Genomic DNA, 11,588 nt, shown 5'->3' on the forward strand with positions numbered 1-11,588 from the left:
CTGTTCCGGCCCCATCGGGCGTCGGCGCCTAACAAAAAGCCCGGCTTTGCCGGGCTTTTTTCTTGCTCTGGTATCCTGCGCGCATAAAAAAGGGGCCGGCAGTCCCCCGACTACCGGCCCCTCGGCATCCCCGGCGTGCGCATGGCTGGCCCCTGTTCCAATTACCAGCCCGGCGCCCCTGGTCGCTTGCCACGACGGGTGCAGGGGGATACAGCAGGAAGCGTGCCAACTTCCCCGCCGCCGTGTGCGGGTGCCACCCCCGATCCCACGCCTTCCCGTCTTCGCCACCGAACCCGTCCCATGAGCCCGAGCTTCCACCACTACGACGTCATCATCATCGGCGGCGGCCATGCCGGCACCGAGGCCGCGTTGGCGTCGGCGCGGGCCGGCGCGCGCACGCTGCTGCTGACGCACAACGTGGAGACGGTGGGCGCGATGAGCTGCAACCCCGCCATCGGCGGCATCGGCAAGGGGCATCTGGTGAAGGAGATCGACGCACTGGGCGGCGTGATGGCGTGGGCGGCCGACCGCGCCGGCATCCAGTGGCGCACGCTCAACGCCTCGAAGGGGCCGGCCGTGCGTGCGACGCGTTGCCAGGCCGACCGCGCGCTGTACCGCAGTGCGATCCGCCGCGCGGTGGAAGCGCAGCAGAACCTGACGCTGTTCCAGGCGGCGGTCGATGATCTGGTCATCGAGAACGGCACCGTGCGTGGCGCGGTCACGCAGACGGGACTGACCTTCCATGCGCCCGCGGTCGTGCTGACGGCGGGTACCTTCCTCGCCGGCAAGATCCATGTCGGCGAAACGCAGTACGCCGCCGGGCGCGCCGGCGATCCGCCGGCCACCGCGCTGGCGCAGCGGTTGCGCGAAGGCGCCTTCGTCGTCGATCGGCTGAAGACCGGCACGCCGCCGCGCATCGACGGCCGCTCGCTCGATTATTCCGTGATGGAAGAGCAGCCCGGCGACGATCCGCTGCCGGTGATGTCGTTCATGGGCCACGTCGCCGACCATCCGCGCCAGGTGTCGTGCTGGATCACCCATACCAGCGAGCAGACGCACGAGATCATCCGCGGCGCGCTGCATCGCTCGCCCATGTACTCCGGCCAGATCGAAGGCATCGGTCCGCGCTACTGCCCGTCGATCGAGGACAAGGTGGTGCGCTTCGCCGAGAAGGCCAGCCACCAGATCTTCGTCGAACCGGAAGGCCTCGACGTCGTCGAAATCTATCCGAACGGCATCTCCACCTCGCTGCCGTTCGACGTGCAGCTGGCGCTGGTGCGCAGCATCCGCGGCATGGAGCACGCGCACATCACGCGACCGGGCTACGCCATCGAATACGATTTCTTCGATCCGCGCGGGCTGAAGGCTTCGCTGGAGACGAAGGCGGTCGCGGGCCTGTTCTTCGCCGGCCAGATCAACGGCACCACCGGCTACGAGGAAGCCGCGGCGCAGGGCCTGCTCGCCGGCCTCAATGCCGCGCGTTTCGTGCAACAGAAGGACGCCTGGTCGCCGCGCCGCGACGAGGCCTACCTGGGCGTGCTGGTCGACGACCTGATCACGCACGGCACCAAGGAGCCGTACCGCATGTTCACCAGCCGCGCCGAGTACCGGCTGCAGCTGCGCGAGGACAATGCCGACCTGCGCCTGACTGAAACCGGCCGCACGCTGGGCCTGGTCGACGATGCGCGCTGGCAGCGCTTCGAAGAAAAGCGTGAAGCCATCGCACGCGAAACCGGCCGCCTGCGCGCGCTGTGGGCCACGCCGGCGAATGCGCTGGGCCGCGAGGTCGCCGATACGCTCGGCGTGCAGGTCAGTCGCGAGACCAACGTGCTCGACCTGATCAAGCGCCCGGAACTGGACTACGCCACGCTGGTCGCCGTGCCGTCGATCGGCCCTGGCGTGGACGATGCGCAGGTGGCCGAGCAGGTGGAAATCGGCGTGAAGTACGCCGGCTACCTCGACCGCCAGCGCGATGAGATCGAACGCCAGCAGCGCAACGAATCCACGCCCATCCCGGCCGGCTTCGATTTCGCCGGCGTGCGCGGCCTGTCGGCCGAAGTGCAGCAGAAGCTCGAACGCGTACAGCCCGAGACCATCGGCCAGGCCCAGCGCATCCCCGGCATGACCCCGGCCGCCATCTCGCTGCTGCTGGTGCATCTGGAGCGAGCGCGGCGTACGCGGGTGGCGTAAGCGCCGCGCTGTTGTGGGAGCGACGTAAGTCGCGAAGGGGAGTGTCAGCGTTCCGGCTATCGGGAGGCGGCTGCATGAGGCGGGTATCGCGACTCACGTCGCTCCCACAAGAGAGTGTTCACTCGGCGGATGGATGTCGTTGCTCCCACGCCGCCAGCTGTTCGCGGTAGTGCTGCAGCTGCTCCGCGTACAGGTCGTGCACGCAGATCGGGCAGCCGCTGTTGCAGCAGTCGCTGGGTAGCGGGGGCTCGGGGGCGAGGGGGCGCGGGTCGTCGTCGGGCGTCACGGTGCGCCCATCTCCTTCAAGAGGTGCGGCGCCGGATAGACCTTGCCCATGAGCCAGCACAGGTAGCGCATGTCGACGTGCACGGCGCGCTTGTAGCGCGGGTCGAACATCCAGCTGGCGCTGACCGATTCCCAGTTGCTGTCGAAATTCAGGCCGATCAGCTCGCCGCGCGCGTTGAGCACGGGCGAACCGGAGTTGCCGCCGGTGGTATCGAGGTTGGTGAGGAAGTTGACGGTCTGCGTCTTCAGCGCCGGATCTTCGGTACCGGCGAAGTCGCCGCGGGCGATGGCGTCGAGCAAGGGCGTGGGCGCATCGTACGGCACCGTGCCGGTGTTCTTCTCGACGATGCCGGCCACCGTCGTCACCGGCGTGTAGCGCACGCCGTCGCGCGGGGAGAAGCCGTCGACCTTGCCGAAGCTGACGCGCAGCGTGCCGTTGGCATCGGGATAGAGGGCGCGCCCCTGCTGCGTGCGCCAGGCGAACAAGGCGCGCATGTAGGCCGGGCGCAGGCGCAGCTGCTCGCCTTCGCGGGTCTTGCGCTCCTGTTCCAGCGCCAGTTGTTCGGGCACCAGCGTCACCGCCAGGTCGATCAGGGGATCGGCGGCGAGCGGCTTGCCCTCGCGTGCGGCAGCGAAGCGCGACAGGCGTTCGGCTTCGTCGCCCAGCTTCGTGCCGCCGTACAGGGTGTCGAGGGCCTGCTTCAGTGCCGCGGGCGTACGACCGAACGCGGCATCGAAGCCAGGCAGGCGCTGCGCGTCCGGCAACTGCTGGTAGCGGACCAGCAGCGCGGTGAGCAGGGCTTTCTCCACCTCCGGCGCATAGCGGCGCTGCACCTGCTTCAGCACGCCTTCGATCAGCGCGTGGTCGCGCGCCTGATAGCCGCTCTCGCGCTCCGCATCCGGCTTGGCCGATTCCAGGCGCAGCCGTTCCAGCGTGATCGCCGCGCGCATCAGCTGGGACTGCGCACCTAACAACGACAGCAGAAGCTCGCGCTCGCGTACCGCCGTGCCGCTGGCGATCGAGGCGGCGAGCGCGTCGATTTCGGCGCGTTCCCTGGCCGCCGCATCGGTGGCCAGCATGCCGCGCTCGTCATCGGCACGCACGCGCACCGCATCGCTGCGGCGCAGGCCTTCCAGTTCGCCGGCGGCGCGCTTGCGGTTGTTCTTCAGCGACTGCAGCTGCGCGGCGTAGCGGGTTTTCGCATCGGCATCCTTCGCGCCGGCGGCCTCCACCACATCGATCAGTTCGTCGAACACCGCCACGCGCGTGGGCAGGGTCCAGTTGACCTGCCCGTCGAACTCGGCGGCGGTGCGGTGGCGGAAGGTGATGCCCGGATAGCCGGCGAGCATGGCGTAGTCGCCGGCCTTCGGCCCGTCCTTGGCCAGCCTCAGGTGCGCGGGCGCCGTGTACGGCACGTTGTCGGGACTGTAGGCGGCCGGCTTGCCGTCCTTGCCGACATACGCGCGCAGCAGGGTGAAGTCGCCGGTGTGGCGCGGCCACATGAAGTTGTCGATCTCGTCGCCGTAGTTCCCGATCGCACGCGGCGGTGCGTAGGCCAGGCGGATGTCGCGCAGTTCCAGCTGGGTGATGCGGTAGAAGTCGGTGCCGTAGTACATGTTGGCGACGCTGCAGCGCACGCCGCCGCCGGCTTCGCATTCGGCGACGATGGCCTTGCTGGCGCGGTCCACCGCATCGAAGTAGTCGCGTCCGGTCTTGCCGGCCGTCTCCTTCAGCACGGTGTCGGTGACCTTGTCGTAGCCCACCGTCACCAGCACGCGGAAATCCGGGTTCGCCGGCAGTTCGCCTGCGCGGTCGGCGGCGATGAAACCGTCGTCGATCAGGTTGTGCCCGGGCTTGCTGTTGTACTGGATCACGCCGTAGGCGACGTGGTGGTTGGTCAGGATCAGGCCGTCAGGCGACACGAACGCGCCGGTACCGCCGCCCGCGCGCACGACGGCGCTCAGCGGCGCGGCAGTGACGTCGGCCAGCGTCTTCGGATCGCCCTTGAAGCCGGCCTCGCGCAACGTCTTCGACAGCGCAGGCAATTGCGACGGCATCCACATGCCTTCGTCGGCGTGGGCGGGCAGGGACAGGGCGATGCCCAGGGCGAGGGCGGTCGTCGAGCGTCGGTGGCGCATGGTCGGGATCCTGCGAGGAAGACGGAAACGATATCGGTCCGGTCGCGGTGCGGCAATGACGGTCCGTGTCGTGTCGTCAGCCGGCGAGGAAGCGTTGCCAGCGCTGCGCCGCGCGCTGGATGCCCGCATGCTCGGCATCTTCCAGTGTGCGCAAGGGGTCGAGTGCCACGCCGCCGTCGGCCTCGCGCTTCCAGGTCGCCGCCACGCGGCCCCTGACGATCGCCGTGGCGGCGACGAGCCCGTTGACGCCGAACACGCGCCGGGTGTGCGCGGCATCCAGCACCGGGGTGCGGTTGCGGTAACCGATCAGGTATTCGTCGAATGCCGGCAGCAGGTGGAAGGCGCGCGAGCGCGACTTGGCCGGTGCATCGGCCCGCCACCACCATGTCGCGCCGTCCCGGATCTCGTGTCCCAGCTCCGGTGCGGCCAGATTCAACGCATGCAATGCATCCTTCTGCGTCAGTCCGGACCACCATGCCAGGTCGGCCACGGTCGCGGGCCCGTGGCCCTGCAGATAGCGCAGCGCGAGCCGGTGCAGCGCTTCGTCGCGGCCGAGCGGTGCGCTGGGCGGCACCCACGCATCCATCAGCACGAATGTGGGCTGCTTGCCGTGGCGGGGTCCCTGGCAGAGGACGCTTTCGTGCGCCAGCCAGTTCAGCAGGTGCAGGCCGCGCTGGTTGCCGCTGGCGATGCCGGCGGCGTCCAGGCGGGCGTACAGCTCGGATCGGGCCACGGGCACGCCGTCCCGGAGCGCCTGTTCCATCACCTGCCGGCCGTGCGCAAGTGCAGGCGCATCGAAGCCGACGTCGCGCGCGATACGTGCGGCATTGGCGGCCTGCACACGCGGCGCGAGCAGCGCCACCATCCAGCGCACGTCCTCGCGCGCCAGCAGGTGCAGCGTGCCGCGCATCGGCCAGGTACGCACGATCTCGCCACGCACGATCGCATCCTCGACCTGGGTCAGCGTCGCATCCGCCATACGAAGGCCCACGGCCCACAAGGCTGCGTGGTAGTCCTGCGCCTGCATTGCCGCCATGTGCCGCACGGCATCGGCGGGCGAGGCGGCGACAGGCGTGGCGATCCGCTGTGCCTGCAGGCGTCGCGCCGTCAGTGACGGCAACACGCTTACTTCTCCTTGCGCCAGTTGACCGAGCCGCGCGTTTCGATGGTGCTGGATTCGATTTCCACGTCGAAGCCCTTGCGCAGCAGGTACTTCAACGTCACCGCCGAGCCGGAGCCGACCATCGAGACGCCATAGCTGACGTACAGTTTCGGCGACAGGTACTTGCCCACGCCGAACACCGAGCCGCCCAGCGTGCGCGATTCCAGCACGCCGGCATCGTCCAGGCCGATCCTGGCGCCGAGCTGCGAGGCGAGCAGGCCGGCGCCGGCGCCCAGCGCGGACGAGGCCGCGTTGATGCGCTGGCTTTCGTCGCTGCTGGCCGTGTTGAGCGAGCGTCCCAGCACGAGGTAGGCGAGCGCTTCGGATTCGGCCATCGCCGGATTCGACCATACCCGCGCACGCGGCTGGCTGGCGCGACCGGTGACGTCGATGCCGGCGGTGACGCTGGCGCTGACCACTTCGCGTTCCGCGCGGATGTTGATGCGCGGATCGGAGACGGCGTTGTTGCTCCAGGTCAGCTCGCCGCGGGTGATGCGCAACTTCTGGCCGTAGGCTTCGTAGCGGCCATCGACGTCCAGGCGGCCGGTCGCCAGCATTTCGCGGCCCGGCTGCGAGCGCACGTGCATCGTGCCGGCCAGCGTGCCTTCCAGGCCGTAGCCCTTGAGTTCGACCTGGTCGCCGACCTTCAGGGCGAGATCCAGGTCCAGCCGTGAACTCGGCGCGCGCTCGGGATCGGCCGGATCGAGGACGACCACGTCCTCCGAGGCCGATACGCCGTCGTCCAGCTTCTCCACGTCGATGGTGGCGGAGGGAATGCCGACCTCGCCGCGCACCTGGATGGTGTTGTCGGCGAAGCCGACCTGCAGGTTCGGCGATGCGACCGCGCGCAGGTCGGTGGTGTCGGCCACCAGCACGTTGTCGCCGCGCACCTGGAACTGCAGCGGCGTGGTGTCGTTGTTCCAGCCCAGCGTGCCCGACACGTTGAGCACGCCGCCGGTGCCGGTGCCGCCGGTGGACGAGACCGTCTTCATGCTGCCGTCGATGCGCGCGCTGCCGTCGGACAGGGCGACCAGTTCTGCGCCGCCTTCGACCAGCGACACGCCGAGCGCGGGCAGTTCGCCGGTGAACTCGGTGAGCGTCGCCTCGCCGCTGAGCAGCGGACGCCCACGCGTGCCGGCGAGGCCGATGTGTCCGGCCAGCGTACCGCGCGGACGCACCAGGTCCGGCGAGAACAGCTCCATCCAGAACAGGCGCGAATTGTTGAAGTAGAGATCGCCCTTCAGCGGAGCGAACGCGTCCCAGCCGGTAGTGAAGGTCGCATCGACATAACCGTCGCCCTTGAAGCCGGTGCCCAGGCGCCCCTGGATGCGCTGCGGGGTGAAGTCGACGTCGAGGGTGAAGTTGTCGTAGCGGATGATTTCGCCACGCGCGGTGGTGCCCATCTTCAGGCCGCCATCGAGTGAGGCCAGGTGCACCTCGCCCTGCCATGCATTGCCGGCGGGACGCAGGGTCGCGTCGAGCGTGAACTCGCCGCGCAGCGTCAGCGGACGGCCATCGGCCGGCGGCAGCCACGGTTGCACCAGTGCCAGCGAGAGCGCCTCGCCGCGCACGTCCAGCCCCTGCCGCGGCCAGTTGGCGCTGGCGCACAGCGCGCCGCCGATGTCGGAGCCCAGGCAGCTCTCCGACAGCGTCCAGTTGGCGCCGTTCTGCGCGAAGCGCGCCGGCTGCCGCAGCGTCCACGGGTTGCCCTTCGACGGCGCGATGCGCAAGGCATCGAGTGTGCCCTGCCAGTTGGCGCCGCGTTTCTGTGCGGTGCCCGACAGCGCGACGGCGCCCATCGCGTTGCGTGCATCGCCCTCGATGCGCAGGTCTTCCACCGCACCACGCGCGTTGAGGCTGACGGTGTCCAGCACGGTGCCGACATCCACGGCACTGCCCTGCAGCGCGAGGTCGCCGCTGCCGCTGCGCCACGGGAGTCGACCGCGCAGGCTGAGCGCGCCGGCACTCCAGTCGTTCCAGCGCAGGTTCTCGCCACCGAGGTCGGCGTCGATGTTCGGCGCAGTGCGCGCGCCGGTGAGGTTGACGGTGCCGGACAGCGTGCCGCTGGCGTCGGGCAGCAGATCGGCCAGGTTGAGCGGGCGGAACGCGGCGTCGATGGCCAGCGTGTCGCCCACCTTGCCCTTGGCGGTGACGCGGCTGCCGCCCAGCGACAGCGCCAGGTCGCCTTCGCCGTTATGGCCGTCCAGCGCGAAGGTGCCGCGCGCGTCGAGCGGACGGTCGCGCAGGCGGCCACTGAGTTTCGGTACCTCCAGCGTGCCCTGGAACAGGCCGTCCTCGCGCTGACGGCCCTTCGAGGCGAGGTTGCCGGAGACGTTGCCGTTCCAGCCCGCGGCGAAATAGCCGGGATCGAAGCCGGCCAGCGTGGCGCTGACGTCCCAGTCCAGCACCGGCGCCCAGCCGACCGTGCCGGTCGCATCAAGCGTGCCGGTGGGCATGGTGGCGCGCAGCGTTTCCAGCTGCACGCGCTCGGCATTGCCGCGGCCGTCGAATTCCAGCAGCGCGCTGTCGTCGCCGCGCGTCAGCGTGGCCTTGCCGATAGCCGCCCACGCTTCCAGCTTGCCGGCCAGGCCGAAGTCGCCTTCGGCGCCGATCATGCTGTCGGCTTCCGTGCCCCAGCGCAGGCCGCGCGCATTGACCGCGAAGCGGAACTCGGGATTCTCCGGCACCGTGAAGTCGGCGCGCCCGCGCAGCGAGGCATAGCCATCGAATGCGCGGATCGCCAGCGGTTCCACGGTCAGCACTTCGCCGTCGATGCGGGCATGCGAGGGCTCGATCACGACGGCGATGTCGCCCTGCTGCACCGTGCCCTGCAGGTCGGCCGCGCCGCCGGCGCCCTTGGCCACCAGGTCGAACGCCACCGGCGTGCTGTCGTCCATCACGCCGAGCAGCGAGAGGTCCAAGGCTTCCGTCTTCGCGGCGAAGCTCCAGGTCGGCTTCGTCTCGCCACGCAGCGTGAGTGTGGCGCGCACGGGGGCCGGCGCGGCGCCCGACACGCCGACATTCATGCGTGCACGGTTGCCGCGTGCCACCAGGCCGATGCGCGCCGGCGTACGACCCAGCGACGCGGGGAACACGCCCGTGGCCGTGAGGTCGGTGGCATAGCCATCGCGCGGCGCGTAGCCGCCGTGCACGCCGAACGCGCCACGGTCGCTGGCGATGGCCAGCTTCTCGGCATGCACGTAGCCGTTGCCGATGTCGATGGCGCCGGTGGCGCGTGCGATGTCGATGAGGCGCTGGCCGCTCTGGCGGACCAGGAAGCGGTCGATCTCCAGCACGTCCGCCTGGATCGCCAGCGGCATTTCGATCTGCGGCAGTACATCGGGCCAATGCGGCAGTTCGAACGGCTCGTCGCTCTTCGGCACGTCGAGCATCGCGCCGCGCAGTTTCAGCACGTCCAGGCGCAGGCGCTTGCCGAGCAGCGGACGCAGGTCCGGCTCCAGGTACACCTCGTCGGCAGTGAAACGGATCGTGTCCCAGCGGAAGTCCACGCCGCGCAGCGTCAGCGGGCCGGCGATCGGGCCTTCGACGTCCCGATACTCCAGCGACGCGTCCGCCGGCAGCCGCGCCTTGATCTGCGCCAGCAGCACGTCGCGGCCGGCGACGGTCTGCAACAGCCAGTACAAGCCGACGCACAGCAGCACGGTGAGCACGCCGGTGCCGATCGCGCTGCGGATCGCCAGCGTGCGCATGCGCGCCTTGCGGCGCGCGCGCAGTTCGGCGATGCGCGCTTCGCGCTCTTCCGGGGTCAGGTTGTCGGGGAGCCGGTGCTTCCTCACAGGTCCGTCCCGATGTTGAGGTAGATCTGGACGCCGGAATCCGGATCGTTCAGGCCATGCGCCAGATCCAGCCGCACCGGTCCTACCGGCGAGCGCCAGCGCAGGCCGATGCCGACGCCGGTGCTCAGGTCCGGACGGGTGCCGTCGAATGCGCTGCCGGTATCGACGAACACCGCGCCGCCGTACGGTCCGCCCTTGGGATAGAACTCGTATTCCACGCTGCCGGTGACCACGTTCTTGGCGCCCAGTGCGTAGTCGCCGCGGCGTGGGCCCACTTCGCGCCAGGAATAGCCGCGGATGCTGCGGTCGCCACCGGCGAAGAAGCGCAGCGACGGCGGCATCGCCACCAGCGAGCTGGTGAACGTGTGGCCGTACTCACCGCGCACGATCAGCGCACTGTTGGTCTTGTACCGCTGAGACCAGCGCGCGCGCAGGTGGAACTGCAGGAAGTTGGCGTCGGACCCTGCACCGTCCACGCCGCCGCGCAGCAGGATCGAGCCGGCCAGCTGGTCAGGCCGGTTCGAGCCGACCGGCGAGTTGGTGTAGTCGGCGCGAAGCGACGGGTAAGTGAACGTGGCGTACTGCACGGTGGTGTCGGGCAGGCCGGTGAGCGGATCGTCCTCGACATAACGCCAGCGCTCGCGCAGCGCGTGGATCGACGCCACCGCCGTCCAGTCCTCGCTGACCTGGCCGCTGCGGCTGCCGGTGAACTCGACATGGCGCAGGTCGATGTAGTCGGTCTGTTCGTCGCTGGCCTGCACGCCCACGGTGTACCAGCCATCCAGCCACTTGAAGGCGGGAATGCGGTACTGGGTCAGCAGCGTCTTGCGCTTCTGCGCATAGTCCAGGTGCGTGGACAGCTTGTGCCCACGCGAATTCACGTAGCGGCGATCTAGGCCCAGGCGGATACCCGGGCCGCTTTCGGTGCCGTAGCTGACGCCGGCGGTGTAGATGTCGCGCTTGGCCAGTTCCAGGTTCACGTCCACCGGCACGCGGCCTTCGACGGCCTTGTCGGGGTTGGCCTGGATGTCGATGCTGGAAAAATAGTCGAGCCCCACCAGCGATTCGCGCAGGCGGTCCAGCTTGCCCTGGTGGAAGTAGCTGCCTTCTTCCCAGTACACCAGCTTCTCCAGCAGTCCCGGCTCGAACTTGTCCTGGTGGAAGGTGGTGGCGCCCATGTCATAGCGGATGCCGCTGACCCAGCCCAGCGCGATGTCGGCGGCATGGTCGGCGCGCGTGACTTCCACGCGGCGATGGGTGAAGTCGGCATCGAAATAACCGCGATCCGCCAGCCGCCGCACGATGACCAGCTTGCTGGCTTCGTACGTGGTGTGGTCGAACACCTCGCCGATGTTGGGTGCGAAGGCGGCCAGGTCTTCCTTCAGGTAACGGTCTTCGCCGCCTTCGCCTTCGATGGACAGGTCGCGCTTGCGCACGCGCACCGGCTCGCCCAACTGCACGCGCACAGTGACGGTCAGCCGCTCGTCCTGCGCACCCTCGACGCGCGGTGCATCGACGGTGACGGTGGGCGAGTAGTAACCGAACGGCTCCAGCGCTTCGCGCGTTTCGGCGACGGCTTCGCCAAGCAGGTATTCCAGTCGCGACTCGCCCAGCCGCTTGCCCAGCGAGTCGTTCAGCGACAGCGCGGTATTGATGTTTTCCACCATCAATTCGTCGTCGAGCCCCTCGATCTGCACCTTGTCGACGATGGCCGCAGCCCAGGCATGGCCCATGGCGGCGAACAGGACGACGGCGGTGGCGAGGCGGGGAAATCGACGCATGCGCGCAGGATACCCGGTGCGGGTTAAGGGGGGTGAAGGGGTGGCGCAATCACGCAGCGCATCGTTCACGGAAACATGCGATCGCCGTGATGCGCTCCTTCCCCCGCATGCGGGGGAAGGCCGGGATGGGGGCGAGAGAAACATGACGCGAGTGATGTCCATCCAAGCGATCCATGCATCGCGCTTGCCCCCACCCCAGCCCTCCCCCGCAAGCAGGGGAGGGGGCGCATGGCG

6 protein-coding genes are annotated in these 11,588 nt (G+C 69.2%); 1 reads left to right on the forward strand and 5 read right to left on the reverse strand.

Annotated elements, in window-relative coordinates; genetic code table 11:
- Positions 1–300 precede the first annotated feature (300 nt).
- On the forward strand, positions 301–2,190 hold the full coding sequence (mnmG, locus tag ASD77_RS06430) for a tRNA uridine-5-carboxymethylaminomethyl(34) synthesis enzyme MnmG (protein WP_055938989.1): 1,890 nt from the start codon (positions 301–303) through the stop codon (positions 2,188–2,190).
- A 118-nt stretch (positions 2,191–2,308) separates the two neighbouring features.
- Here the strand turns inward: mnmG and ASD77_RS06435 are convergent, their stop codons facing one another.
- From ASD77_RS06435 to ASD77_RS06455, 5 genes are all read right to left on the reverse strand, one after another.
- The gene (locus ASD77_RS06435) at positions 2,309–2,476 is read right to left on the reverse strand and encodes an oxidoreductase-like domain-containing protein (RefSeq protein WP_055938991.1); all 168 of its coding nucleotides are present in this window, start codon (positions 2,474–2,476) and stop codon (positions 2,309–2,311) included.
- A complete protein-coding gene (locus ASD77_RS06440) occupies positions 2,473–4,614 on the reverse strand; it encodes a S46 family peptidase (protein WP_055938993.1) in 2,142 nt (713 codons plus the stop codon). Before ASD77_RS06440 ends, ASD77_RS06435 begins: the two co-directional genes overlap by 4 nt.
- A gap of 76 nt (positions 4,615–4,690) precedes the next feature.
- Positions 4,691–5,737, reverse strand: a complete 1,047-nt coding sequence (locus ASD77_RS06445; protein WP_055938995.1) for a winged helix DNA-binding domain-containing protein — start codon at positions 5,735–5,737, stop codon at positions 4,691–4,693.
- A gap of 2 nt (positions 5,738–5,739) precedes the next feature.
- Entirely contained in the window at positions 5,740–9,573 is a 3,834-nt protein-coding gene (locus ASD77_RS06450) for a translocation/assembly module TamB domain-containing protein (protein WP_235578487.1), read from the reverse strand.
- Positions 9,570–11,354 (reverse strand): autotransporter assembly complex family protein, encoded by a 1,785-nt coding sequence (locus tag ASD77_RS06455; RefSeq protein WP_055938997.1) that lies wholly within the window; start codon positions 11,352–11,354, stop codon positions 9,570–9,572. The genes ASD77_RS06450 and ASD77_RS06455 overlap by 4 nt, the downstream gene beginning before the upstream one ends.
- Positions 11,355–11,588 lie beyond the last annotated feature (234 nt).

This window comes from Pseudoxanthomonas sp. Root65 (assembly GCF_001427635.1).
Classification (GTDB): domain Bacteria; phylum Pseudomonadota; class Gammaproteobacteria; order Xanthomonadales; family Xanthomonadaceae; genus Pseudoxanthomonas_A.